This window comes from Bradyrhizobium sp. Ken64 (genome assembly GCF_055807555.1).
This window is the reverse complement of sequence record NZ_JBVVPA010000005.1, coordinates 93,944-119,492: the sequence shown is the minus strand read 5'-3', so window position 1 is coordinate 119,492 and position 25,549 is coordinate 93,944. Positions and strand designations below refer to the sequence as shown.

The window sequence follows — 25,549 nt, the reverse complement described above, 5'->3', positions numbered from 1 at the left end:
CTCGTAATCTCGCGGCAAATGGCGCAAATGAGGAGGAGACCGTTCATAACGGAACATATGGGCTATGAGGCGGCCCCGCGTCAAGAGAGCCGCGAAAATGCCGTTTTATCTCCGCAATGCGCAGCCGCTACGGCTAGATGGTTCAGATCCTTAACCATTTGAGCCCATTCTGGAACTGGCAGTTCCTGTTTTTTGCCCCCGGTGTTTTCATGCGATCATTGCTCGCGCTCATTTCCTGCGCCTCCATCCTTGTCGTTTCCAGCGCTCTCGCCGAGACCCGCGTCTTCATCATCCCCAACCAGGCGGATGGCTACGGCGTCGATCAGTGCCTGGCCAAAAGCGACAAATGCGGCGCGCAGGTCGCCCGCACCTACTGCCAGTCACGCGATTTTGCCCAGGCTTCGGCCTATCGCCGGGTCGATCCCGACGAAATTACCGGCTCTGTCCCCAAATCCGGCGCAAACTGCTCCCATGGCCATTGCGATGAATATGTCGCAATCACCTGCCAGCGCTGAATTCGCTCGGAACTGGCGTACCTTAGGCCCAATCGCTGGCCTCTGAAACGACGTGACGATGCCGCAGGAAGCGGCTATGGGAGGGCGCGCTTCGGCCCCCCACATCACGCGTGGCCGTGACCTCGCTAGAATGGCGGATATGCCTGAATTTTTGTTTCTCTCCCGTGCTCGCTCGATCCTTGCCTGCGCCGTGCTCTTGAGCACGGTCGCGCTCGCCACTAACGCGTTCGCACAGGCCGGCCCGCCGGGACCGCCACCTCAGCCTGGCCAGAACGGGCTCGGACCCAACCCGATGTGCGCGCGCCTGGAAGGCCAGCTCGCCGGTCTCGATCGTGGCGGCGGCGGTGATCCCGCGCGCGAAGACCAGATCCGCCGGTATCAAGAGTCCCAAAGCAAGCAGCAGGCCGAGCTCGACCGCGTCACCATGCAGGCCAAGCGCATGGGTTGCGATTCCTCCGGCTTCTTCTCGCTGTTCAGCGGCCAGTCGGCGCAATGCGGTCCGGTCAACACCCAGATCCAGCAGATGCGCGCCAATCTGGACCAGATCACCGGCAATCTCGAACGCCTGCGCGGCGGCGGTCCCGGCGGCTTCAGCCCCGAGCGTGACAACCAGCGCCGCTCGGTGCTGGCAGCGCTGGCGCAGAACAATTGCGGCCCGCAATATGCCAACGCCGCACAGTCGCAAGGCGGCGGCAACTTCCTGAGCAATCTGTTCGGCGGCAACAACCCCAACAATCCGCAAGGCGTGCCGCCCTCCGATCTCGGCCCGCAATCAGGCACCTATCGCACCGTGTGCGTGCGCACCTGCGACGGCGCTTATTTCCCGGTCTCGTTTGCGACCGTGCCGGCGCGCTTCCCCGACGACGAGAAGACCTGCAAGGCGCTGTGCCCGGCCGCCGAAGCCGTGCTCTACACCCATCGCAATCCCGGCGAGGACATGAACTCCGCGGTCTCCACCAGCGGCCAGCCCTACACGGCGCTGCCGACCGCGTTCAAATTCCGCAGCGAGTTCAATCCATCCTGCTCCTGCAAGGCGGCGGGCCAGACCTGGGCCGACGCGCTCAAATCCGCCGACGACAAGGCCTCGGCCGAGCAGCAGGGTGACATCATCGTCACCGAGGAGAGCGCCAAGAAGATGCAGCAGCGGCAGCTCAACAAGGGCACGCCTGCGAATGCCAAGAAGGGCGCGGCCCCGGCGACGACGACGGCTGGCGCCCCGGCAGCAACGCCGCCGGCGGACGCCCCTGCGACCTCGTCCGAGAACAAGCCGATCCGTTCGGTCGGCCCGAGCTTCCTGCCGCAACAGCAGAAGTAGGTCGCTCTTCCCTTCTCCCCCTGCGGGAGAAGGTGGCGCAAAGCGCCGGATGAGGGGTTCGATCCGCGCTCACACGTGCACACGAGTACGCCGAGACAGACCCCTCACCCGAATGAGTTCGCTTCGACAGCGAAGCTGCCCTCTCCCGCAAGGGGCGAGGGCACAATAACGCCGATCTCGCTTGTGGAAACGGCAGCGCAAGCGCCAGCTCACCCCTCGAACGCGTCGATCGAGGCTTTGCTCCCACGCGACACCAGCGTCTCGTCCGGGGCGGCGAGCTGCTCGCCTTTGTCGCGAAAGCGGTTGGTGATGGGATAGCGGCGGTCGCGGCCGAAATTCCTGGCCGTGACCTTGACGCCGGGCGCGGCCTGGCGGCGCTTGTATTCGGCGACGTTGAGGAGATGATCGATGCGGGTGACCGTCTCGCGGTCGAAGCCAGCGGTAATGATTGTCTCGAGCGGCTCTTCGCGCTCGATCAGACGCTCCAGGATGGCATCGAGCACGTCGTAAGCGGGCAACGAATCCTGGTCGGTCTGGTTCTCGCGCAGCTCCGCTGTCGGCGGACGCGTGATGATGTCGGGCGGGATCACCTCGCCGGCCGGCCCCAGCGCCCCCTCGGGCTTCCACGAATTGCGCAAGCTTGCCAGCCGAAACACCTGCGTCTTGTAGATGTCCTTGATCGGATTGAAGCCGCCATTCATGTCGCCGTAGAGCGTGGCGTAGCCGACCGACATCTCCGACTTGTTGCCTGTGGTCACCACCATCAGGCCGGTCTTGTTGGAGATCGCCATCAGCAGCGTGCCGCGGGTGCGGGCCTGGAGATTCTCCTCGGTGATATCGGGCGGCAGATTCTTGAAGACGCCGGACAGGATGGTCTCGAACCCGGTCACCGCTTCCGCGATCGGCAGAACCTCGTAGCGGATGCCGAGATGGCCGGCGAGCTCGCCGGCGTCCGCGATCGAGTGTGCCGCAGTGTAGCGATAAGGCAGCATCACGCCGTGCACCTGATCGGCACCCAGCGCATCGACCGCGATGGCAGCGCACAGCGCGGAATCGATGCCGCCGGAAATCCCGAGCAGAGCGCCGGGAAAGCCATTCTTGGCGACGTAGTCGCGCAAGCCCAGCACGCAGGCCGCGTAGTCGGCGTGGTCGCCCTCGGGCTGCGCGGCGATCGGACCGGTACAGCGCCAATCGTCGCCGCTTCTCGTGAAGCGCAGTGTGGTGATGCTTTCCGCGAACGCCGGCAATTGCGCCGCGAGCGAAAGGTCGCCGTTGAGCGCGAAGGAAGCTCCCTCGAACACCAGTTCGTCCTGGCCGCAAACCTGGTTGAGATAGACCAGCGGCAGGCCGCTCTCGGTGACGCGCGCGACCGCGACCGACAACCGCACGTCGGCCTTGTTGCGGGCGTACGGAGATCCGTTCGGCACAAGGATGATCTCCGCGCCGGTCTCGGCCAGCGTCTCGACCACATTCTCGTAGTCCTCGGACTCCTCCAGCCAGATGTCCTCGCAGATCGGCACACCGATGCGCACGCCGCGCACGGTGACGGGGCCGGCCGCGGGACCGCGCGAAAACAGCCGCTTCTCGTCGAACACGCCGTAATTCGGCAGATTGCATTTGAAGCGCAAGCCAGCGATACGGCCGCCATCGAGCAGCGCACAGGCGTTGTAGAGCCTGCCCTCCTCGACCCAGGGCGTGCCGATCAGCATGGCCGGCCCGCCATCTGCGGTCTCGCGCGCCAGCGCTTCGATCGCAGCGCGGCAGGCGGCCTGAAACGAAGGCTTCTGCACCAGATCTTCCGGCGGATAGCCTGCGATGAACAATTCCGGAAACAGCACGAGATCGGCGCCATCGGCGGCTGCCTGCACGCGCGCCGCGCGCGCTTTCGCGGCATTGCCCTCGATGTCGCCCATGGTCGGATTGAGCTGGGCGAGCGTGACCGCGAATGCGTTGAGACGTTCGGTCATGGCGCTCCGATCAAAGCATGATCCGGAAAAGTGTGAAGCGGTTTTCCGAAAAGATCATGCTCAAAAAACAGTCTAAAGCGCGACGTGCGCTCTAGAGGAATCCCAATCGCTCGATGATGGCGATGATCCAGAACGCGCCGGCCATCAGCAGCGCAACACCGACCGCGGCCGAGCCCATGTCCTTGACCCGTCCGATCTGCTTGTCGTGATCCATGGTCAGCCGGTCGGCAAGCTTCTCGATCGCAGTATTGAGCAGCTCGACCACCAGCACGAACGCGACCGCGCAGATCAGCTCGACCGCGCGCATCGCGGTCGCGCCGACGAACCACGCAAGCGGCAGCGACACGAGGAGCGCAACGATCTCCTCGCGGACGGCCTGCTCCGAGCGGAACGCAAAGGCCAGACCGTTACGGGAATTGATCGTGGCCTTCCAGATTCGTAGCAAGGTCTCAGAGCCCCGCTGCGGCGGGCATCGGCCTGACTTTGCCGGCGCGTTCCTGCTTGAGCAGTTCTGCGACCAGGAAAGCCATGTCGATGGATTGCTCGGCATTGAGCCGGGGATCGCAGACCGTGTGATAGCGGTCGTTGAGATCCTCATCGGTGATCGCGCGGGCGCCGCCGAGGCACTCGGTGACGTCCTGGCCCGTCATCTCCAGATGCACGCCGCCGGCATGGGTGCCTTCCGCGGCGTGGATCGCGAAGAACGACTTCACCTCGGACAGGATGCGGTCGAACGGCCGCGTCTTGTAACCCGACGTCGAGGTGATGGTGTTGCCGTGCATGGGATCGCACGACCAGACCACCACTTTTCCCTCGCGCTTCACGGCGCGGACCATGTTCGGCAGGTGCTCGCCGATCTTGTCGGAGCCGAAGCGGCCGATCAGGGTCAGCCGGCCCGGCTCGTTGTCGGGATTGAGCACGTCGATCAGCTTCAGCAGCTCGTCGGGCTTGAGCGATGGGCCGCATTTGAGCCCGATCGGATTCTTGATGCCGCGGAAATATTCGATATGGCCGTGGTCGAGCTGGCGGGTGCGGTCGCCGATCCAGATCATGTGACCCGAGGTCGCGTACCAGTCGCCGGTGGTGGAATCGACCCGGGTCATGGCCTGCTCGTAGCCGAGCAGCAGGGCTTCGTGGCTGGTGTAGAAATCGGTGGCGCGCAGCTCCGGGTGGGCCTCGAGATCGAGGCCGCAGGCGCGCATGAAATTGAGCGCGTCGGAGATGCGGTCGGCCAATTCCTTGTAGCGGCGGGACTGCGGCGAGTCCTTGAGGAAGCCGAGCATCCACTGATGCACGCTGCCGAGATTGGCGTAGCCGCCGGTGGCGAACGCACGCAGCAGGTTCAGCGTCGCCGCCGACTGGCGATAGGCCATCAGCTGGCGCTGCGGATCAGGGACGCGCGCTTGCTTGGTGAAGGCGATGTCGTTGACGATGTCGCCGCGATAGCTCGGCAGCTCGACACCGTCGATCTTCTCCATCGGCGAGGACCGGGGTTTTGCGAACTGGCCGGCGACGCGCCCGACCTTCACCACCGGGACGGCACCGGCATAGGTCAGTACCACCGCCATCTGGAGCAGCACGCGGAAGAAGTCGCGAATGTTGTTGGCGCCGTGCTCGGCAAAGCTCTCTGCGCAGTCGCCGCCCTGCAGCAGGAAGGCCTCTCCGGCCGCGACCCGCGCCAGCGCCTTCTTCAGATTGCGCGCCTCGCCCGCGAACACCAGCGGCGGAAAGGTCGCAAGCTGCGCCTCGACGTCGGCCAAGGCCTTGGCGTCGGGATAGTCGGGCACCTGTAGCACCGGCTTGCTGCGCCAGGATTCGGGCGTCCACCGCTCGGACATCGCAATCTCTCCGTGAAGCAAAAAGCACAACCTGATCTGTGGGTTGCGAGGGTCGCCTTATACACAGGCTGGCCACCGGCCGCCAGTTGTAAATCCGTTTGGCACCGCAAAGCCTTGCGGGGAAAGCCAAATTCGCATTTGCTGGGAAACGGATTGGAAACTGGCAAGATACCTTCGGCCCATGGGCGTGGCACTGGACGACGTTTTCATCGACGAGATCAGCTTCCCGGCGACCGACGGGTATGCGCTGACCGGCACGCTATTCCTGCCGCGCGGCACCAAACGTCATGCCGTGTTGGTCAATTCGGCGACTGCCGTCCCGCGAAAAATCTATCGCGGATTTGCCTCATATCTCGCCCATCGCGGCTGCGCGGTCCTGACCTACGACTACCGCGGCATCGGCGACTCCCGGCTGCCGGCGATGGTCGGCTACAACCGGCCGAAATCGCTGGTCGGCTTCAAGGCCTCGATGTCGGACTGGGCCGCGCTCGACGTCACAGCCGCAGTGCACTGGATGCGCGAGCGCTACAACACCCTGCCCCTGGCCTATGTCGGGCACTCCTTTGGCGGCCAGGCCCTCGGGCTGATCGCCAACAACACGGACATTTCCCGCGCCGCGTTCGTGGCCTCGCAGGCGGCGACCTGGCGGCTGATGACATCGCCGGAAAAATACCGTGTCTTCGCCTTCATGAATTTTGTGGGCGTGCCGCTCGTCCACGCGCTCGGTTACGCGCCGGGCTGGGCCGGCATCGGTGAGGATTTGCCCAAGGGCGTCTTCCTGCAATGGGCCGAGTGGGTCTCGAGCCCCCGTTATCTCTTCGATTCAAAGCTGGCGGCCCTGGAGAACTTCGCGAAGTTCAAGGGCGAGTTGCGCACACTCTGCTTCTCCGACGATCCCTGGGCGACGCGGCCCGCGGTCGAGCTGCTTGCGAGCGGATTTACCGCGATCAAGCCGGAGGTGCTCAACGTGAAGCCGTCCGACGTCGGCGCCAAGGCGATCGGCCATTTCGGCTTCTTCCGCCCCGAGCACCGCGACACATTGTGGCGCGGCCTCGCGGAATGGATCCAGGGAGAGTGAGAATAGAGCCCGGACCAATGTCGGTGCTGGCCGGAAGCAGCTCTGCGTGCTTTGATGCGCTGGTCCAAAAATCATATTTTTGAGGCCATTTTGTTGAGGCCAATTTGACCGGCGAGCGCGTGGAACGACGACTTGTAGCGGTATTGGCTGCCGATGTCGCCGGCTACAGCCGTCTGATGGGTGCTGACGAGGAAGGCACGCTGGCGCGCCTGAAGGCAGCTCGAAAGATCGTTGTCGATCCCACTATCGCTGCGCATCGCGGGCGCATCGTCAAGACCACCGGCGACGGCATGCTGGTCGAGTTTGCGAGTGCGGTGGACGCGGCGCGCAGTGCGGTCGAAGTCCAGCGCGGAATGGCGGCGCAGAACGCCGACGTCTCCCCGGCAATCAGGATCGAATTCCGGATCGGCATCCACATCGGCGACATAATCCTTGATGACAACGACATCTTCGGCGATGGCGTCAACATCGCCGCGCGCCTTGAAAGCATAGCCGACCCCGGCGGCATCTGTATCTCCGACGATGCTCGTCGGCAGATTCGCGGCAAGATAGACGTCGCCTACGACGATATGGGTCTGCAAGCGCTCAAGAATATCGCCGAGCCGATGCATACATGGCGCCTCCTTGTCGATGGGAATTCATCTGCAGCATCAAAGCCACGACAAGCGCCTGAACTTGCGCGACCGCTGGCGCTTCCGGACAAGCCATCCATCGCGGTGCTGCCGTTCCAGAACATGAGTTCCGATCCGGACCAAGAGTTCTTCGCCGACGGAATAGCGGAGGACGTCATCACGGCGTTGTCGCGATATTCCTCGCTGTTCGTCATCGCTCGCAATTCGTCGTTTTCCTTCAAGGGACGCGCGGTAGACGTGAAACAGGTCGGGCGCGAACTGGGCGTTCGCTATGTGCTTGAGGGCGGCCTGCGAAAATCCGGCAACCGCGTCCGTGTCACCGCACAGCTTGTCGAAGCAGAGACAGGCAACCATGTCTGGGCAGAACGCTACGACCGCGACATAGCCGACATCTTCTCCGTACAGGATGACATCGCGCAGTCCACGACCATCGCCATCGCTCCGGTCATTGCCGGCGCCGAGCAACAGCGGGCCATGCGCAAGCCGCCCGCAAGTCTTGATGCCTGGGGTGCCTACCAGCGTGGAATGTGGCATCTGGGCAAGGCGAGCACCGAGGATGATTCAGTTGCCGAAGAATTCTTTCAGCGGGCCATTGATCTCGATCCCATGTTCGCGCCCGGATATATCGGGCTCTCCACCGTGCTCAGTCGGTCGAAAGGAACGCAACTCGAAGAAGAAGAATTGGCGCGACGCGCGGTCGCTCTCGATCGTGGCAACGCGGACGCCCATTCACGCCTGGCGCTGGCGCTCAACGCTCGGGGCGATCACGGCGGAGCACGTGCGCAGGCCGAGCGTGCGCTGGCACTCTGCCCGAATCTGGCACCGGCTCACGGAGCGCTGGGCGTCATTCTCGCGTATTCCGGCTGTCCGAAAGAGGGGCTCGCCGCGCTCGAGACGTGCATTCGGCTGGACCCTCGTGACCCATCGCTGGTCAATCGCTTGAACCAGGTCGCATTGGCTCACTATTTTTGCCGAGACTACACGGCCACGGTCGAGGCGGCGGAGCGCGCGATCCGAACATTTCCCGACTTCCCCTCCCCCTACCGCTGGCTTGCCGCAGCTCTCGGCCAACTCGGTCGAACTGCTGAAGCCGAGGATGCGCTGCAGAAAGCAATCGCAATTTCATCGGCATCGTTCGAGTTTCAGGTCCGTCAGCGGCCACCGTGGTTTCGGCCGGAAGATCACGCCCTGATGCTGGACGGCCTTCGGAAAGCGGGTTGGGAAGATTGAGGAAGCAGTTGACCGATTGCTATTCACGGCCCCTCGCGTCGGTGATGTGCCGCGGAGTCCGGCGCACGCGGGCCATCGCGGCCTGGGCGCGAACCGCGATTGCAGTCGGAACGATGAGTGTGCGCCCTAGCGGAGGATCGTCGTCAGCGACGAGTAACGCTTGTTCGGCTTGGCTTCGCCCGGCGCGAATTGCGCAAACGCCTCGCTGACGCGGACGGCCGGCGGCGTATCGCCGGCGAAACGAAACTCCTTCGGCCTCGGCGCGTAGAAGCTGGCGCTGTAATAGGCATCGTCGAAGCGTGCCTCGCCGATCCCGAACATTGTGTCGCACGCGAACAGAAGTGCGCAGACTCCCGCGACCGCGACGACGACCTCCCTGAGAACTGACATGCTGATGCCCCACCCTGTTGCAGGCAGGATGCACGCCGGTTCCAAAGCCGGGGTTTAAGGCCGCATGGTTCTTGTCCGCAGGGTTTGCCGCCGCTGAGCGGAATGCAGACAATTTTATCAATCTCGAAAAAAGAGCCCGCCTGCACGGGTGGTCAGGCGGGCTCCAGGCTTGGCCGCTCGGGAGGTATCAAACGGCCAGATTCATCCAGACAGCCTTGGGCTCGGTGAAATTGTCGAGCGCGGCGGTGCCGTGCTCGCGGCCGAGCCCGGAGTCGCGCTCGCCGCCCCAAGGCAGCCGCACGTCGGTATAGCCATAGGTGTTCATCCAGACCGTGCCCGCGCGCGCCCGCTTGGCGAAGCGCTGCAGCTTGCCGATGTCGCGGCTCCAGACGCCGGCGGCGAGGCTGTAAGCCGTGCTGTTGGCAATCCGCAAAGCATCGGCTTCATCCTTGAACTTGATGACGCTGACGACGGGGCCAAAGATCTCCTCCTGCGAGATCCGCATCTCGTGCGCGACATTCGCGAACACCGCGGGGCTGATGAAGTAGCCGCGATCGCCCACCTTCTCGCCACCGGTGACGAGGGTCGCGCCCTCCTTCCGGCCAATGTCGACATAATCGAGGACCGACTTCATCTGCTTCTCGGATATGACGGGGCCGAGCGTCGTCTTACGGTCGAGCGGGTCGCCGATCCTGAGCGACTTTGCGCGTGCCGCCAGTCGTTCGACGACCTCGTCATAGGCCTTCTCCTGCACCAGCACGCGAGAACCGGCCGAGCAGACCTGGCCGGCATTGAAGAAGATGCCGGAAGCCGCAGCTTTCGATGCGGCTTCGAGATCGGCATCGTCGAAAATGACGTTGGCAGATTTGCCGCCCAGCTCGAGCGAGACGCGCTTGAAGTTGCTTGCGGCGCCCTTCATGATTCCCCGCCCGACACCCGGAGAGCCGGTGAAGGTGACCTTGTCGACGTCAGGGTGATTGACCAGCGCGTCGCCGACGACGCGGCCCGGGCCCGTGACGACGTTGAAGACGCCCGCCGGCAGGCCAGCTTCGAGCGCGAGCTCGGCGATGCGCAGCGCCGACAACGAGGTCAGCTCGGCCGGCTTCATCACGATGGTGCAGCCGCAGGCCAGCGCCGGCGCGAGCTTCCACATCCCGATCATCAGCGGGAAATTCCAAGGCACGATCGCGGCGACCACGCCGACCGGCTCCCGGACGGTGTAGGTCAGGGCATCATCGCGCACGGGCACGACGTCGCCACTGATCTTGTCGGCCCAACCGGCGTAGTAGATCAACGTGTCGACGGCCGCCGGAAAATCCTGCCGCGATGTCGCCGCGATCGGCTTGCCCGCATCGATCGACTCGAGTTCGATGATCTCCTCGGCGTGAGCCTTGAGCAGATCTGCCCAGCGCAGCAGGATCTGGCCGCGCTCGGACGCCCGCATCGTGCGCCAGGGGCCTTCGAAAGCACGGCGCGCGGCGGCCACCGCATGCTCGACATCGGCCTCGTTGCCTTCGGCGACGACGGCGATGACCTGCCCGGTGGCAGGATTGAGCGACTTGAAGGTGCGCCCGGAGCTCGCGGGGACGCGGCGGCCGTCAATCAGCAGATGCTGTGGCCGGGACATGAACTCGGTGGCCGGCGAGTGTGCAAAGTCATATGCAACAGACATCATATTTCCTCCAGTTCTGGTATACCAGACTAGGCACCCCTACCTCGGAGTAAATATGATATGAATTGCCAATGGACGGGCAGCATATGAAGTACAGTTCATAAGGCAGACGAATGCTTCAGATCGAGATCGAGGCCGTATGGCGGTTTCGCCGCGAGGGCAATCCGCGGACCGCCATCATCATGCTCGGCGTCCTCAACGAGATCAGGAGAACCGGGAAGATCACCAGCGCGGCCAAGGACGCGCACCTCTCCTATCGCCATGTCTGGAATCTTATCGAGCAATGGTCGGAGTTCTTCGGCACGCCGCTGGTGGAAACCCAGCGCGGCAAGGGCTCGAAACTCACGCCGTTCGGCGAGCGGCTGGTGTGGGCGGGCGAGCGCATGCAGGCTCGGCTCGGACCTCAGCTCGAGAATCTGGCGCAAGAGCTGGCGAGCGAGATCAAGCCGTTCCTCGAGCAGCGCCCTTCGGTGATCCGCGTTCATGCCAGCCACGGTTTTGCGGTCGCAAAACTGCGCGAATTCCTCGACCGCGAGCCCGGCATCGGCGTCGATCTGCGCTATGTCAGCAACCAGCACTCGCTGGTCTCGCTGGCGCAAGGCGCCTGCGATCTCTCCGGCCTGCATCTGCCGCACGGCGCCCTGCGCGCCCAGGGCATCAAGGCTGCGCGCGAATGGCTCGATCCGCGCGAGGATCGCATCATCAGCTTCGTCACACGCGAAATGGGATTGATGGTCGCGCGCGGCAATCCGCTGCGCATCGCTTCGCTTGATGATCTCACCGGACCAAAAGTCCGTTTCGTCAACCGCGACCACGATTCCGGCACGCGGCTTCTGTTCGACCAACTGCTCGCGGCAAGCGGAATTGACGAGAGCCGCATCAACGGCGCGCAGCAGATCGAATTCACCCACGCCGCGGTCGCAGCCTATGTCGCGAGCGGCATGGCCGATGCGAGTTTCGGCGTCGAGGCCGCCGCCCGGCATTTCGGCCTCGATTTCATCCGGCTGCTGACCGAGGATTATTTCTTCGTCTGCAAGCGCGCGTTCCTGGACACCGGGCCGATGCAGCGCATCCTTGAGATCATCCGCAGCGCCGATTTTCGCGCGGCCGTCGCCACACTGCCCGGTTATGTGCCGTCGGACACCGGCACCGTCACCGGCGTGAAGGCGTTTCTGGAGATGCACGCCGTGCGATGATGCCGAAGGATGCCGTCGCCTTGTCCGCGCCGGTCAGTTCGCCGGCTCGTCCTTCAGCGCAGAGATGACCTGCTCGCCCTGCGCGGTCAGCCGGTACGTCACCAGCGGACGGCTCGAAGGCGGCTTTCGCGCGAGCTCGACGATGTAGCCGCGCACCATCAGGGCTTCGAAGCTGCCGTAATAGCCGAACATGCTGATCTGGTTCTGCCTGAGCAGCTTGAACTCGCGCAAGAGACGGATCTCGTTACCCGACAGCAGCGACCGGCGCACGCGCTGAACGAACCGCGCCCGCTGCTCGAACCAGGCCTGGTCCGGCAGTTCGGGCAAGGCCGGTGCCGGGGCCGGTTCGCAGGGACGCGCGTCCTGCAGAATCTCGACCGTCACCTGCGGCAGGCACGGCATGCTGCTGCTGACAACCGCGCCCTTCGCCACGTCGAGCAACGCGAGCGGCCAGCGCCGCTTGTTGTCCACCATGACCGGCGGTGGCACGACGTTATCGCGCACCAGCTGCTCGAAGCGTCCGGCGGTCACGCCGACATAGGCCGCCGCGCGACGGCGATCGACCAGGCGCGTATCCGGCGCGACCTCGCAAACCATGCTCTCGTCCACCCCGGATCCCCTGGCGCCTCGTTGCGCATGGCATGACGGTCCGACGGGACCGGCAAGCCGGCGGCGAACCTAGGTGGGAGGAGCGCGCTCGAAAAGCACCGAATTTCGTACATGTTGATGCCGTTTCAGCAACAGCTATAGTCCAGCCCGGGGGTCCCATGCGATTTCACTCACCGGCGATCCAGTACTTCCACGCCGTCCGCCGCACCGGTTCGATCCGGGCCGCGGCGCGCCTGCTGAACGTTGCCTCGTCGGCCGTAAGCCGCCAAATTCTCAAGCTCGAACAGGAGGTTGGGTCACCATTGTTCGAGCGCAATGCGCGCGGCCTGACGCTGACGACGGTCGGCGAGATGTTGGCCCGGCACGTTATGAACGTGCTCCAGGACCTCGACCGCTTCCGCTCGGACGTCGCGTCCCTGTCGGGGACCTGGCACGGCACTATCAGCATTGCCTGCATCGAATCGCTGACGGAGTCGGTGCTGCCGGACCTGATCGCCTCACATCGCGGCCGGGCCCGGCGCGTCAGCTTCACCACCGAGGTGAAGGGATCTTCGGATGTGCTGGAGGCCCTGAGCCGCGGCGAGGCCGACATCGGCATCGCCATGGCGCTTCGCCATCCGCCGGATCTGCGCCAGGTCGCCTTGAAACGGTTTCGCCTCGGCGCGGTCGTGGCGGGCGATCATCCACTGGCGCGCGGCAAGACGGTCACGCTGACCCAATGTCTCGCCTTTCCCGTCATCCACGCGCTGCCAGAGCTGTCGATCTACCATCTGCTCCAGCCGCTGATCGCGCAGCTCTCCGAAACGCCGGAGCCGGCGATCCAGGCCAACTCGATCGACCTGATGCGCGAGCTCGCCGCGCGCGGCGTCGGCGTCGCCTTCCAGACCCAGCTCGGCATCGGCAGGCTGTCACGCGACAGCCGGCTCGTCTTCCTGCCGCTCGACAATGCCGGCAGTCCGGTGTGGTCAGATCTCGGCATCTACGTTCGGGCCGAGCGTACCCTGCCCGCCTACACGGAATCCTTCCTTCAGGAGCTGGTGCGCGAACTGGGCGAGCGCGAGCGGCGGGAAAGCGCGGCCTATCTGCAGATCGCCTGATCAAGCGCCGCCGGTCGAGCGCTCAGCCATGGCCGGCTCCCTTGCGCTGGCCGCTCTCGCTGAGGCGGTCGACCCAGGCGATGCCGATCGCGGAGATGATGAAGGTCAGGTGGATCAGCACCTGCCACATCACGCCGCTCTCGGTGAAATTACTGCGCGTCGTGCCGAGATTGCCCGCCTCGATGAAGGTCCTGAGCAGCGAGATCGAGGAGATGCCGATGATCGCCATCGCAAGCTTGATCTTGAGCACGCTCGCATTGACGTGGCTGAGCCATTCCGGCTCGTCCGGATGACCGCTGAGGTTCAGGCGCGAGACGAAGGTCTCGTAACCGCCGACGATCACCATCACCAGCAGGTTCGAGATCATCACGACGTCGATCAGCCCGAGCACGACCAGCATGATCTGCTGCTCGCTGGCGTCGAAGGAGTGCACGACCAGGTGCCAGAGCTCCTTCAGGAACAAGAGCACATAGACGGCCTGCGCAACGATCAGGCCGACATAAAGCGGAACCTGCAGCCAGCGCGAGCCAAAGATGAGTTGGGCGAACGCGCCGATTTGCGGCGCCGGCACGGAAACCGCCGAAGGTGCTTTGGGTTCGGACGTCATGGATCACTCCGGATGATAGACAGGCGCGCTGCCTCAGAGACTCGCGATCACAGGCGCAAGCTCGAGCGACCCGCGATAGATCATCTCGAAGGCGACGTAAACGATGATGGCGAGGCCGACATAACCGATCCAGCGCTGCTTCTGGAGCACGCGGCCGAGCAAATCGGCGGCGACGCCCATCAGCGCGACCGACAACAGCAGGCCGAAGGCGAGGATGTAGGGATGCTCGCGCGCAGCGCCCGCGACCGCGAGCACGTTGTCGAGCGACATCGAGACGTCGGCGGCGACGATCTGAACGGCCGCCTGTCTGAAGGTCTTTCGGGAGGCAGGAGCAGCGCTGCTGCCGCCATGGCTGAACGCGAACTCGTTCGCATGCGCGGACTGCTCGCGCAGCTCCCGCCACATCTTCCAGCACACCCAGAGCAGCAGCACGCCACCGGCGAGCAATAGCCCGATCACTTGCAGAAGCTGGGTCGCGACGCCGGCAAAGACGATGCGCAGGGCGGTGGCGGCGATGATGCCGACGACGATCGCGCGCCGCCGCTGCTCGGCCGGCAGGCCGGCTGCGGCAAGGCCGATGACGACGGCATTGTCGCCTGCGAGCACGAGGTCGATCAGGACGACCTGAAGCAGCGCGGTCAGCGCTTCGGTGGTGATGAATTCAGTCATGATTGGTCATTTTTCGGTGCGGACGGATCGAGCCATTGCGGCTTCTTCCGCTCGACCCAATCCAGAACCTTGCCGCGCGAGGAGCGCAACGCGCGCACGTCTTCCGCGAGCAAAGCGAGGCCGAGCGGGAGCATCCAGACGCCGAGCACCGGCAGAAAGGAGAGCACGCCGCCGACAATGAGCAGCGCGCCCGAAGGGATCCTCACCCAGCGGCTGGACGGCTTGAGCAGATAGGTGACGGTGTCACCCATGCGCGGCGGCAGGCGACGGACAAGCTTGTCGAGGCGCGGGTCGCCGCCGGCCATCTGGCCGGCAGCGCCCGCAGTCCCTGTCTTATCCTCGTCCGAAACTACGCTCATGCTTACTCCTCGGCGGCGATGCGCTGTTCGGCCCGCACGGCACCGATCGTCACCTGCTTTGCGCGCGGCAGCACCAGCGTCAGCAGGCGCAACAGCTTGATCGCCTGCACTTCGTGGGGATGCACGTCCTCGTCCGCGGCCGCGACGCGCTCCGACAATTCCATGAGGTGAGACGACAGCGGCAGGTCCGAAACCGGGCGCAAATGGTCGATCACCACATTGGCGAAATCCGGCTCCTCAAGTCGTTCGGCAAGCTCGTCGAACATCGCGTAGAGCCGGTCGTCCGATATGTGCGGCGCCAGCTTGCGATCCTTGATGAAACGGACGACCTCGTCGCGTTCGACCGGCGAAACTTGCCGGTCGGCGACGGCAACCAGCGCGCCGACGATCACAAGCGCCACCGCAGCCTGCTCGTTCAGGCTGGACGGCTCGGTGATCTCGATTGCGATCGGATTTGAATGCTTGGCGTCGGACATCGTTGCTCCCGTATCTTGCGAAATGACCGCACGGGGCTGCGATGGGGACGATTGGGTCGGAGAGACTCTCAAGAAGGCCCGACGATCGGCCGATCCATCGCATTCGCGCGGGACAGGTCATCCGACATCGCGAGGTTTTGCCGACAACGTCGACTTCCTCGCCAGAGGGGCCCGGATTCTTGTTCCTTTCACACATAAAGGTGGGGCCGTCGGAATCAAGACGACGCGACTGCGACCAGCGGCCGCATCGGGTTCCGTGTTGCAAGATTGGCTCACGCAGCTGTCCACGTGTCCCGGACGCGCTGCAGCGTGCAACGCTGCTGCGCTGCGTCCGGGGCACGAAAGCGTCGCTGGCGCCAAGGCCTCTCGCAACGTCTAACAACGGCTAACGAGCCAGCAGTCCGATTTGGGCGCAGATTAGTCTGGAGGCGCCCCGTTGCATTCTGAGGTGCGCTCATGGTCAGGAAAACTGTGATGGCACGTCTGCTTTCGGTCAATGTCGGCCTGCCGCGCGACGTCGCCTGGCAGGGTCGGACCGTCCACACCGGCATCTGGAAGGCGCAGGTCAAAGGCCCGCGCAGGGTGCGCCGGCTCAACATCGATGGCGACGGCCAGGGCGATACGGCCGGTCATGGCGGCGAGCATCGTGCCGTATTCGTCTATCAGGACGAATCCTATCGGTACTGGCAGGAGCATCTGGGTCGATCGAACCTCGTTCATGGCCAGTTCGGCGAGAACTTTACGGTCGAGGGCCTCGCCGACACCAACGTGTGCATCGGAGACCGCTACAGGATTGGCTCCGCGCTGTTGGAAGTGACGCAGCCGCGCGTCACCTGCTACCGGGTCGGCATTCGCATGGACGAGCCGGACATGGCCGCGCTGCTCGTCAGGCACGGCCGGCCCGGGTTCTATTTTCGTGTGATCGAGGAAGGCGACGTCGAAACCGGTGACGAGATCACACAGATCGCTGTGGGACCCGAGCGCATGAGCGTGTTCGAGATCAATGCGCTGCTCTACATGCCGCCGCATCCGCGCGAACGCCTGGAGCGCGCGCTGCGGATTCCCGCGCTGAGCCGCGGCTGGCACCGTTCCTTCGAGGCGCTGCTCGAGCAACAGAAGGACAACAAGACCGCGGGAAACGCCGGGCTTGGACCGGTGGCGAGCCCAGCTCCCGCCTGGCGCGGATTCCGCTCCTTTCGCGTGGCGCGCAAGATCGCGGAGAGCGGCAACGTGACGTCGCTGATCCTCGAACCTGCCGACGGACATCCCGTGGCGACCGCCCTGCCCGGTCAATTCGTCGTCATCAGGCTCGAGCCTTCCGCTGCGCAGGCGATGACGCGCAGCTATTCACTGTCGAGCGGCGCCGATGCCGCGTCCTATCGCATCAGCATCAAGCGCGAACCGCACGGCGCCGCCAGCCTCTATGTCGCCGACGAGCTCAAGACCGGCGACGTCATCGAGCTCGGCGCGCCACGCGGCAGTTTCACGCTCCGGCCGGATGCGCGGCCCGTCGTCCTGCTGAGTGCCGGCATCGGCGTGACGCCGGTGCTCGCCATGCTCCACGCGCTCGCTGCGCAAGGCGCAATGCAGGACGTCTGGTGGCTGCACGGCACCCGCAACGGCCGCGAGCATTCGTTCGCCGCCGAGGCACGCGGGCTGTTGGCCCGGCTCGCTCACCATCACAGCCATGTCTGCTACAGCGTGCCTGATCCGGCCGATCGTCCTGGCCTCGATTTCGACACCGCCGGACATCTGGACCGGCGCCTGCTCGAACAGCTCGAGGTACCACGTGACGGTGATTTCTATCTCTGCGGCCCCGCCGCTTTCATGAGCGATCTCACCGCCGGCCTCGCTGCATTGGGCGTCCCGCCCGATCGCATCCACACCGAGCTGTTCGGCAGCAAGCCATCGCTGACACCGGGCATCGCGGCAGCACCGAAGCCGAGAGCACACATGCCGGCCGGAGCGACCGGCCCCGGTCCGATGGTGTCATTCGCCCGCAGTGGCCTCAATGTCCGCTGGGGAGCATCCTATGCCAGCCTGCTGGAGCTGGCCGAAGCCTGCGATGTCCCCGTGCGATGGTCGTGCCGGACCGGCGTCTGCCATAATTGCGAGAGCGGATTGATCGCGGGGACGGTCGACTATGCGCCGGATCCGCTCGATCCGCCGGCGGACGGCAATGTCCTGATCTGCTGCGCGCGGCCCCGCAACGACGTCGTGATTGATCTATAGAGTGGAGACCCGTTATGCGAGGTGGCGCCCCGGCCTCCTTGCGTTGTGGGACCAAGGCCGCAAGGAGCATTTTCATCCCAACGGCAAGGCTTACGTCGAAACTCTCGGCGAACGGGATTAGAACCACATTCCGACATCGTCCGCTCGGGCGAATGCCGGCTTGGAATGTGGATGATCCAGATGAAGACCAAACCCGCTCCCCGTGCCGACCGCATGGGCGCGCGCCAGATCTACGAAGCGCTGCGGGATCAGATCATGGCGCGGGTGTACGGGATCGATGGGTTGCTGCCGTCCTCTCGCGCGTTGGCCGGCGATATGGGCGTGGCACGCTCGACCGTCACAGTTGCCTACGAGCAGCTCGCCGCCGAAGGTTTCATCGAAACGCGCCATGGCGCGCGGCCGCGGGTGGCTCGCGCCGTCGTCGAACGGGGACACACGCGCGTAGCGTCGCGGCCATCGGCGCGGAAGGTGCGGCTGTCTGCGTTCGGTGAGCGATTGCTTCAGGACCCGCCGCGCTGGACCGAGCCGCCGCGCGGGCTGGTCGCGAACTTCCGCTACGGCGAGCTCGCGCCGTCGGATTTCCCGGTATTGGCATGGAAGAAGGCCGTGACTGCCGCGATGGCGCGCAAGCCCGAGCGGCTGACCTATGACGATCCCTGCGGCGCGCTGCGGCTTCGGACCGCGCTTCAAGGCTATCTGTGGCGGTCGCGTAGCGTCCGCTGCGAGGTCGATCAGATCGTCGTCGTGAACGGCTCGCAGCAAGGCCTCGACATCTGCGCGCGCCTGCTGCTCGATGCCGGCGACCGCTTCGTGATGGAGGATCCCGGCTACCAGATGGCGCGGCACACTTTTGCGGCGACGGGCGCCGAGACGATCCCGATGCCGGTCGATGCGGATGGATTGGAGACAGCGCGGCTCGATGGCGTCGAAGCCCGCCTCGCCTATGTCACGCCGTCGCACCAATATCCGCTCGGCGGCGTCATGCCGATCGGACGCCGACACCAATTGCTCGCCTGGGCCAGGACAAACGACGCCTACGTGATCGAGGACGATTACGACAGCGAGTATCGCTACGATACCAAGCCGATCCCGCCGCTGCACGCGCTGCAAGGCGGCGGCAACGTGATCTATCTCGGCACCGTCTCCAAGACGCTCTCGCCGACCTTGCGGATCGGCTATCTGGTGGTGCCCGCCGCCCTGCGATCCCTGTTCGCCGCCGCCAAGCAGATGATGGACCGGCACACGCCGCTGATCGAACAGGACGCTCTCGCTTCGATGCTCGAAAGCGGCGCCTATGACGGCCACATCAGGCGTGTGCGCCGGCGCAACGCCGAACGCCAGCGGGCACTGCTCGACGCGCTTCGCCGCCGGTTCGGGGATCGCGTCCGGATCGAGGGCACGGCCGCCGGCCTGCACGTCGTGGCATGGTTCGATGATCTGCCGCAAAAGCGTGAGGACGCGTTGATCAAGGCGGCCCATGCCAAGGGCGTCGGCATCTATCCCGTCTCGGCACTGTTCGTCGGACCTCGCCGATCGCGGAAGACAGTCGGCCTCGTCATGGGCTATTCGGCACTGGAGGTGCCACAGATCGAGCGCGGCTGCAGGCTTCTCGCCCAGGCCGTCGCCGAACTGGACTGATCAAATAGACGATAACTGGCAGTTTCTTACAGGCCAGATTCGGGCTATCTCCAGACCAACACCGGAGATAGACCATGTACATCCCTCCCGCCTTCAAGGACGACATCGAGAGCATTCGGGCGACCATTCGCGGCGCCCGGCTCGCCAGTCTGGTCACGGCCACCAGCGAAGGCCCGGTCGCCACGCCGCTGCCGCTTCTTCTCGACGAGGGCGAAGGCGAGCATGGCGTGCTGTACGGACATGTTGCGAAGGCCAACCCGCAATGGAAACTGCCGCCGGTCGGAGACGCGCTGGCGATCTTCAGCGGTCCCGACGCCTATGTGAGGCCGTCCTGGTACGCGACCAAGCAGGAGACCGAAAAGGTCGTGCCGACCTGGAATTACGTCGCGGTGCATGCCTACGGCCCGGTCGAATTCTTCCAGGACCCTGAGCGCCTGCTCGAGGCCGTGACGCGGCTCACGAACAGGCACGAGGGATCGCGCGCCAAGCCCTGGGCCGTTACCGATGCCCCTGCGGATTTCATCGCTGCGCAGCTGCGTGGAATCGTCGGCGTACGCATTCCCGTCGTGCGGTTCGAAGGCAAGCGCAAGATGAGCCAGAACCGTCCCGAGGCCGACCGTGTCGGCGTCGCGCAAGGTCTCGCGGCGAGCGAGAACGCGCTGGATCGCGAGGTTGCGCCATTGATTCCGGTGCCGGTGTAGTGACCACTTGGTTCCCGACACTCGCTGTCGGGAACCATCGTCCTGTCAGGTTCGTTGATACATTTCAGCAAGCATCTCCTGACAGGATACCCATGTGCCGCTGGATCGCATACCGTGGCGAGACCACGTCTTTCGAGCCCTACGTCACCGAGCCCGAGCATTCGCTGATCGCGCAAAGCATCCGCTCGCTCCAGTCGACCGCTGGCTCGAATGGCGACGGGTTTGGTCTCGGCTGGTACGGCGAGCATCCGGAGCCTGGTCTTTATCGTGAAACACGCCCGGCCTGGTCGGACGAGAATCTCCGCTACCTCTGCCGCCATCTGCGCTCGCATCTGTTCTTCGCCCATGTGCGCGCCGCCACCGGCACGGCGGTGACACGGCAGAACTGTCATCCCTTTGCATGCGGTCAGTGGATGTTCATGCACAACGGCTTCGTCGGCAGCTGGAATCGTCTGCGCCGCAAGGTCGAGGCGCTGATCCCCGATGCCTACTATCCTTCGCGGACAGGCACGACCGATTCGGAAGCCGTGTTTCTCGCCATGATGGGCGCGGGACTCGATGCCGATCCCCTGGGCGCGACACATCGCGTGCTGCGAGCCCTCGTCGGCCTCGTCAACGAAGGCGAGCTTCGTGAGCGGCTACGCTTCACGAGCGCCCTCGCCAACGGCCGGGATCTCTATGCCTTCCGGGTTGCGATCAACGATGCCGCCAACACGCTGTATTTCCGCGAGGCTGGCGGCCAGGTCATCGTCGTGTCCGAGCCGTTCGATAAGGAAAAGGACTGGACCGAAGTGCCAGCGAATCACGCGCTGGTCGCACGCGCGTCCGAAAGCGCGAAGATTGTTCCGTTCGACCTTGCAATTTCCAGTATGGCCGGCGCGGAACCGGCCCCTGCCAGAAGGATTATCGCCCGCAGATAATACTTGGCCGGGTGGCACGATGACATTTACTTCAGAAGTTTTAAAACTGCTGCGGCTCGATTCCTCGGAAGACAAGCAGCACCTCGTCATTCGCTCGGCCGGCGGACGCGGCAAGGCCGCGGAATATTCGTTCGGTATCGAGGAGGAATACTTCCTCGCCGATCGCCGCAGCCTGGAGGTCGCGATCCAGACCCCCAATGAGCTTTTCGAATCTGCGAACTGGTCGACAGGCGGCCAGGCGATGCGGGAGATGTTGCAATCGCAGCTCGAGGTCGCCACCAACGTTCATGTCGACGTCGCCGACGCACGCGAAGAGCTTCGCTTCCTGCGTCGCGAAGTCGCAAACGTCGCGGCACAATACGGCTTCGTGATCATGGCCTGCGGCACGCATCCGACGGCGGTCTGGCGCATGTCGCAGCCGAGCCCGAAGCCGCGCTACGAAGAGATGATCGAGGATCTGCGCAGCATCGGCCACCGCAACCTGATGTGCGGTATGCATGTGCACGTCCAATTGCCCGATCCCGAGAAGCGCATGGCGGTCATGCGAGCGATGCTGCCGCATCTGCCGCTGTTTATCGCCCTGTCGGCCTCCTCCCCGTTCTGGAATTCACACAAGACCGGACTGAAGGGCTATCGGCTCGCCGCCTATTCCGAGCTGCCGCGCACGGGCCTGCCCGAATTGTTCGAGAGCCGGCAGGACTACGACGAATATGTCGGCGCGTTGCAGCGCTCGGGCGTGATCCCCGATGAAAGCCACATCTGGTGGGCCATGCGCCCATCCATGAAGCACCCGACCCTCGAGTTGCGTGCCCCCGATACCTGCACTTTGATCGACGACGCCGTTGCCATTGCCTCGCTCTATCGCTGCCTGACCCGCTATCTCTACCTGCGGCCTCATCTGTCGAAAGAGGTCACCGCGGTCGAACGCGCGATTGCGGTGGAGAATAAATGGCGCGCCCAGCGCTACGGCACCGATTGTATCTTTGCCTCCAAGGACGGGCCGGTCGAGATCTCCGAGCTGCTCTCCCGCGTGATCGAGGACATCGCCGGGGACGCGGCCGCGCTGAACTGCGCCGCCGAGGTCGAACACTGCCGCACCATCGTCGAGGGTGGCAGCTCGGCCGAATTCCAGCTTCGTGCCTTCCGCGACAATGCGGAGGACATCGCCGCGGTGTCGCGCTGGATCGCAGACGCGACGATCTCGGGGACGAGCGCCCCGGCCGCAGGCGTCGCTGCGCCCTCATAGCGCCCGCGCAAGCTTCGGAAGCGACAATGTCGCTCCTGAATTCTGAAGGTCGCGGAGAGAACCATGAATCGCATCAAATGTTGCCCTGGCTGCGGCCATGGCCTCATTCCGATGCTCTCGGCCAAAGGGCGCGCGGAGCTCAGCTGCCTGTGGTGCGAACTCATCGAGGCTCGTGCGGTGGACATGGCGAAGTGGGCCGACAGCCCGTACGGCAAGCCCGAGCGGACCGTCCGTCGATCTTTCGACTGAACGGCTTCAGGCATCCGGCCGCCGACTTCCCTGATCGGCGCGGCTGCACGTCCGCACCAGAATGCCGACAAATTAGACAAGACACCTCTCGTCGCCAGGTTTGCAGACTGGGCGAACCTGGCCAGGCAGGCTGGCGAAGCGTGTCATCTAACCTCAGGTGCAGCCTCGATTTTTCTTCGCGTGGCGGCGAGTCGCCAAGCCACCGTGCCGCACGGCGCCTCGACTGGCCCAGATTTCGCAAGGCAGCATCAGGCCTGATCCCCTGCTCTCCTGATTGCAGCAGCAAGATGCGTGCGCCGAGAGACCGGGTGAGCGGCCTAGAATCGGAGACTGCCATGAACGTGCATGCCGCCGGCGATCTCAAAATCACCGGCCTCACCCGCCCGGACGGCGCCCCCCTTCGCCTCAACGCCCAGGAGTTCGTGGCGATCGACCGCGACCGGAATGCGAAGTTCGAGGCGACGTACCGGCCGCAAGCGCTCTACAATCGCGCCAACGAGGGCTTTCACGCCAACAATGAAACTTTCCTGCTGCACGAGGTCGCGACCAATCTGCCGATCTATCTGCCCGACACCGGTCCGACAGATTTCCATCTTCATCTGCCACCGGGCGGCTTTCAGCTCGTGCTGGTCACCTCGGGGGCGTTCACCTTCGACTATGACGGGCGCTTCTATAATGTCGGTCCCGGCGCGGTGATGCTGCAAAGCGCGATCGTGCACCGACAGCTGTTCTACACCTGGTCGGGACTGTCGACCGAAGCGAATTTGAAGACGCCGCAAACGGTGGCGCCGGATCCAATTTCCATGGGTTACTCCGGCAAATTCCTCGAAGCCTTCATCACCGATCCGACGACCTTTCCAAACCCGACCATTGTCGGCCCGGATCAGATCAACGAAGACGAGACGCCACGGGTGGCATGGAGCCACTCTCTGCACGATCGCCCGGTCGATGCAGGCTTTTGGCTCCAGGACCCGCTGGCGCTGGATGCGCTGTTCAAGCCGCTCCCCGACAGCCCGGTCAAATCATCCATGCCGGTCTATGTGCGCGACATCGGCATCGAGGTGCCGAGCGGCCATCTCGTCGCCGGCCACATCATCGCAACCGACCCGCGCGGCCAATCGCTGTTGCCCAAGAGCACCTCGGCAGCAGCGGACACCACCTGTTTCGCCAAGGGCGAGGTCGTGATCTACCGCGTCATCCGCGGCACGGCCGAATTCAGGAACAAGACTGGCGAGACCTTTGAGCTCACGGCGGGTGATGTGGTGACGGCAGGCAAGAACGCCACGGCCCTCGTCGGTGTCGGTGAGAACACGCAGGTCCTTCGGCTCGGCCTTCTCAGGGGCATGAACGACCTCCGCAGCTGGACGCCGACGCAACGCGACGAGATCGATGGTCTCGCCGGTCAGATCATCACGCAGAAGGACATCCGTCCGCTGCGGACCGAGGGCAAGCCGGTCGGGTACCTCTACGGCTGAGCGGAGTTACTCCGCCGCCTGACGCACGTGGCGCGCGGTCGGGGTGCGCATGGTGACGAGCTCTTCGGCCGCGGTCGGATGCAGCGCGATCGTCGCATCGAAATCGGCTTTGGTTGCCTTCATCTTCACCGCAATCGCGACCGCCTGCGTGATCTCGGCCGCGGCATCGCCGACGATGTGACAGCCGAGCACGCGATCGGAGGCGCCGTCGACGACGAGCTTCATCAGCACGCGGGTATCGCGGCCCGACATCGTCGCCTTGATGGGCCGGAACGTGGTCTTGTAAATGTCGACATGGCTGAATTGCGCGCGCGCCTCCGTCTCGGTGAGGCCGACGGTGCCGACCTCCGGCTGCGAGAACACGGCGGTCGGGATGTTGGCGTGATCCACCTGCACCTCGCGCTTGCCGAACACGGTGTCGGCGAACGCATGGCCTTCGCGGATCGCAACCGGCGTCAGGTTGAAGCGATGGGTGACGTCGCCGATCGCATAGATGCTGTCGACCGAGCTCTTGGAGAAATGGTCGACGGCGATGCCGCCGTTCCGCGGGTTGATGGCGACGCCGGCCTTCTCCAGGCCGAGATTGGCCACCGCGGGATGGCGGCCGATCGCGAACATCACCTGGTCGGAGGCAAGGCTCGATCCGTTTGACAAATGTGTGGTGAATTCCTCGCCGTGCCGATCGACCTTCGCCACCGTGCAGCCGGTGAGGATGGTGATGCCCTGCTTCTCCATCTCGGCGCGGACGTGGGCGCGAACATCCTCGTCGAACCCTCGAAGAATGTTGTCGCCGCGATAGATCACTGTGACGTCGGAGCCGAAGCCGGCGAAGATGCCGGCGAACTCCAGCGCGATGTAGCCGCCGCCCTGGATCACGATCCGCTTCGGCAGCTTGGTCAGGTGAAACGCCTCGTTCGAGGAAATCACGTGCTCGATGCCGGGAATTGGAGCGCCGTGATTGGGCGCGCCGCCGGTGGCGATCAAAATGTATTTTGCGGTGATCTTCCTGTCGTTCTCGAGCAGGCGGACCGTGTGTTTGTCCTCGATCACCGCGCGGCTCTTGACGATCTGCGCGCCGGACTTCTCGACATTGGCGGTGTAAGCCGCCTCCAGACGCGCGATCTCCTTGTCCTTGTTGGCGATCAGCGTCGGCCAATCGAAGGTCGCAGGCGGAACGGTCCAGCCAAAGCCGGCGGCGTCCTCGATCTCATGGCGGAAATGCGAGCCGATGACGAACAGCTTCTTCGGCACACAGCCGCGGATCACGCAGGTCCCGCCCATGCGGTACTCTTCCGCGATCATGACGCGGGCGCCGTAGCCGGCCGCGATGCGGGCGGCACGCACGCCGCCCGAACCGCCACCAATGACAAAGAGGTCGACGTCGAATTCAGCCATTGTCCACTCCGACCTCTTCAGAACATGATCCGGATTCCGATCA

General features: G+C 64.4%; 24 protein-coding genes. 13 read left to right on the top strand and 11 right to left on the bottom strand.

Annotation, left to right across the window (positions count from 1 at the left end; translation table 11 throughout):
- Window positions 1–209 precede the first annotated feature (209 nt).
- Window positions 210–515 carry a hypothetical protein gene (locus tag AC0L2F_RS10880; RefSeq protein WP_007592521.1) on the top strand — a complete coding sequence of 102 codons (306 nt, stop codon included), beginning with the start codon at window positions 210–212 and terminating at the stop codon, window positions 513–515.
- A gap of 130 nt (window positions 516–645) precedes the next feature.
- Window positions 646–1,830, top strand: coding sequence for a DUF2865 domain-containing protein (locus tag AC0L2F_RS10875; RefSeq protein WP_473248367.1), 1,185 nt, complete (start codon window positions 646–648; stop codon window positions 1,828–1,830).
- 209 nt (window positions 1,831–2,039) lie between these two features.
- Here the strand turns inward: AC0L2F_RS10875 and AC0L2F_RS10870 are convergent, their stop codons facing one another.
- The 3 genes from AC0L2F_RS10870 to AC0L2F_RS10860 all read right to left on the bottom strand — a co-directional run bounded on the left by AC0L2F_RS10870 (window position 2,040) and on the right by AC0L2F_RS10860 (window position 5,635).
- Complete coding sequence (locus AC0L2F_RS10870; RefSeq protein WP_473248366.1) at window positions 2,040–3,797, bottom strand: NAD+ synthase; 1,758 nt, start codon at window positions 3,795–3,797, stop codon at window positions 2,040–2,042.
- Window positions 3,798–3,888: 91 nt separating this feature from the next.
- Window positions 3,889–4,242, bottom strand: a complete 354-nt coding sequence (locus tag AC0L2F_RS10865) for a diacylglycerol kinase (RefSeq protein ID WP_473248365.1) — start codon at window positions 4,240–4,242, stop codon at window positions 3,889–3,891.
- A gap of 4 nt (window positions 4,243–4,246) precedes the next feature.
- A complete protein-coding gene (locus AC0L2F_RS10860; protein ID WP_063992871.1) occupies window positions 4,247–5,635 on the bottom strand; it encodes a class II 3-deoxy-7-phosphoheptulonate synthase in 1,389 nt (462 codons plus the stop codon).
- A 181-nt stretch (window positions 5,636–5,816) separates the two neighbouring features.
- Here AC0L2F_RS10860 and AC0L2F_RS10855 point away from each other — a divergent pair, with 181 nt between their 5' ends.
- Both AC0L2F_RS10855 and AC0L2F_RS10850 read left to right on the top strand, forming a co-directional pair.
- The gene (locus AC0L2F_RS10855) at window positions 5,817–6,713 is read left to right on the top strand and encodes an alpha/beta hydrolase family protein (RefSeq protein ID WP_473248363.1); all 897 of its coding nucleotides are present in this window, start codon (window positions 5,817–5,819) and stop codon (window positions 6,711–6,713) included.
- A 104-nt stretch (window positions 6,714–6,817) separates the two neighbouring features.
- Window positions 6,818–8,575 carry an adenylate/guanylate cyclase domain-containing protein gene (locus tag AC0L2F_RS10850; protein WP_473248362.1) on the top strand — a complete coding sequence of 586 codons (1,758 nt, stop codon included), beginning with the start codon at window positions 6,818–6,820 and terminating at the stop codon, window positions 8,573–8,575.
- Between the two features lie 126 nt (window positions 8,576–8,701).
- Here the strand turns inward: AC0L2F_RS10850 and AC0L2F_RS10845 are convergent, their stop codons facing one another.
- Window positions 8,702–8,965 carry a hypothetical protein gene (locus AC0L2F_RS10845; RefSeq protein WP_007608805.1) on the bottom strand — a complete coding sequence of 88 codons (264 nt, stop codon included), beginning with the start codon at window positions 8,963–8,965 and terminating at the stop codon, window positions 8,702–8,704.
- Between the two features lie 187 nt (window positions 8,966–9,152).
- Window positions 9,153–10,637 (bottom strand): aldehyde dehydrogenase family protein, encoded by a 1,485-nt coding sequence (locus tag AC0L2F_RS10840; RefSeq protein ID WP_473248521.1) that lies wholly within the window; start codon window positions 10,635–10,637, stop codon window positions 9,153–9,155.
- A 113-nt stretch (window positions 10,638–10,750) separates the two neighbouring features.
- On the opposite strand from AC0L2F_RS10840, the gene AC0L2F_RS10835 reads away from it, so the two are divergent.
- Window positions 10,751–11,833 (top strand): substrate-binding domain-containing protein, encoded by a 1,083-nt coding sequence (locus tag AC0L2F_RS10835; RefSeq protein ID WP_473248361.1) that lies wholly within the window; start codon window positions 10,751–10,753, stop codon window positions 11,831–11,833.
- A gap of 33 nt (window positions 11,834–11,866) precedes the next feature.
- Here the strand turns inward: AC0L2F_RS10835 and AC0L2F_RS10830 are convergent, their stop codons facing one another.
- Window positions 11,867–12,442, bottom strand: a complete 576-nt coding sequence (locus AC0L2F_RS10830) for a hypothetical protein (RefSeq protein WP_473248360.1) — start codon at window positions 12,440–12,442, stop codon at window positions 11,867–11,869.
- Window positions 12,443–12,600: 158 nt separating this feature from the next.
- Between AC0L2F_RS10830 and AC0L2F_RS10825 the strand changes: the two genes are divergently transcribed.
- Window positions 12,601–13,539 carry a LysR family transcriptional regulator gene (locus AC0L2F_RS10825; RefSeq protein WP_473248359.1) on the top strand — a complete coding sequence of 313 codons (939 nt, stop codon included), beginning with the start codon at window positions 12,601–12,603 and terminating at the stop codon, window positions 13,537–13,539.
- 22 nt (window positions 13,540–13,561) lie between these two features.
- Here AC0L2F_RS10825 and AC0L2F_RS10820 read toward each other — a convergent pair whose 3' ends face one another.
- The 4 genes from AC0L2F_RS10820 to AC0L2F_RS10805 are packed head-to-tail and all read right to left on the bottom strand — an operon-like array spanning window position 13,562 to window position 15,650.
- A complete protein-coding gene (locus tag AC0L2F_RS10820) occupies window positions 13,562–14,146 on the bottom strand; it encodes a TIGR00645 family protein (RefSeq protein WP_007608795.1) in 585 nt (194 codons plus the stop codon).
- Between the two features lie 33 nt (window positions 14,147–14,179).
- Window positions 14,180–14,815, bottom strand: a complete 636-nt coding sequence (locus AC0L2F_RS10815; RefSeq protein WP_007608793.1) for a TerC family protein — start codon at window positions 14,813–14,815, stop codon at window positions 14,180–14,182.
- A complete protein-coding gene (locus AC0L2F_RS10810) occupies window positions 14,812–15,174 on the bottom strand; it encodes a hypothetical protein (protein WP_473248358.1) in 363 nt (120 codons plus the stop codon). The genes AC0L2F_RS10815 and AC0L2F_RS10810 overlap by 4 nt, the downstream gene beginning before the upstream one ends.
- A 2-nt stretch (window positions 15,175–15,176) precedes the next feature.
- Entirely contained in the window at window positions 15,177–15,650 is a 474-nt protein-coding gene (locus AC0L2F_RS10805; RefSeq protein WP_063992878.1) for a TerB family tellurite resistance protein, read from the bottom strand.
- A gap of 474 nt (window positions 15,651–16,124) precedes the next feature.
- Between AC0L2F_RS10805 and AC0L2F_RS10800 the strand changes: the two genes are divergently transcribed.
- The 7 genes from AC0L2F_RS10800 to AC0L2F_RS10770 all read left to right on the top strand — a co-directional run bounded on the left by AC0L2F_RS10800 (window position 16,125) and on the right by AC0L2F_RS10770 (window position 24,111).
- Window positions 16,125–17,882: an MOSC domain-containing protein gene (locus AC0L2F_RS10800; protein WP_473248357.1), complete on the top strand. Its 1,758-nt coding sequence runs from the start codon at window positions 16,125–16,127 to the stop codon at window positions 17,880–17,882.
- Window positions 17,883–18,053: 171 nt separating this feature from the next.
- Window positions 18,054–19,520 (top strand): MocR-like pyridoxine biosynthesis transcription factor PdxR, encoded by a 1,467-nt coding sequence (gene pdxR / locus AC0L2F_RS10795; protein WP_084777577.1) that lies wholly within the window; start codon window positions 18,054–18,056, stop codon window positions 19,518–19,520.
- Between the two features lie 74 nt (window positions 19,521–19,594).
- Window positions 19,595–20,221, top strand: coding sequence for an FMN-binding negative transcriptional regulator (locus AC0L2F_RS10790; protein WP_007608783.1), 627 nt, complete (start codon window positions 19,595–19,597; stop codon window positions 20,219–20,221).
- 92 nt (window positions 20,222–20,313) lie between these two features.
- Complete coding sequence (locus AC0L2F_RS10785) at window positions 20,314–21,141, top strand: class II glutamine amidotransferase (RefSeq protein ID WP_063992880.1); 828 nt, start codon at window positions 20,314–20,316, stop codon at window positions 21,139–21,141.
- A gap of 19 nt (window positions 21,142–21,160) precedes the next feature.
- Window positions 21,161–22,387 (top strand): carboxylate-amine ligase, encoded by a 1,227-nt coding sequence (locus AC0L2F_RS10780; RefSeq protein WP_473248356.1) that lies wholly within the window; start codon window positions 21,161–21,163, stop codon window positions 22,385–22,387.
- Between the two features lie 63 nt (window positions 22,388–22,450).
- The gene (locus AC0L2F_RS10775) at window positions 22,451–22,636 is read left to right on the top strand and encodes a hypothetical protein (RefSeq protein ID WP_473248355.1); all 186 of its coding nucleotides are present in this window, start codon (window positions 22,451–22,453) and stop codon (window positions 22,634–22,636) included.
- 335 nt (window positions 22,637–22,971) lie between these two features.
- A complete protein-coding gene (locus AC0L2F_RS10770; protein ID WP_473248354.1) occupies window positions 22,972–24,111 on the top strand; it encodes a hypothetical protein in 1,140 nt (379 codons plus the stop codon).
- Between the two features lie 6 nt (window positions 24,112–24,117).
- On the opposite strand, the gene gor is transcribed toward AC0L2F_RS10770, so the two are convergent.
- Window positions 24,118–25,506 carry a glutathione-disulfide reductase gene (gene gor, locus AC0L2F_RS10765; RefSeq protein ID WP_007608775.1) on the bottom strand — a complete coding sequence of 463 codons (1,389 nt, stop codon included), beginning with the start codon at window positions 25,504–25,506 and terminating at the stop codon, window positions 24,118–24,120.
- Window positions 25,507–25,549 lie beyond the last annotated feature (43 nt).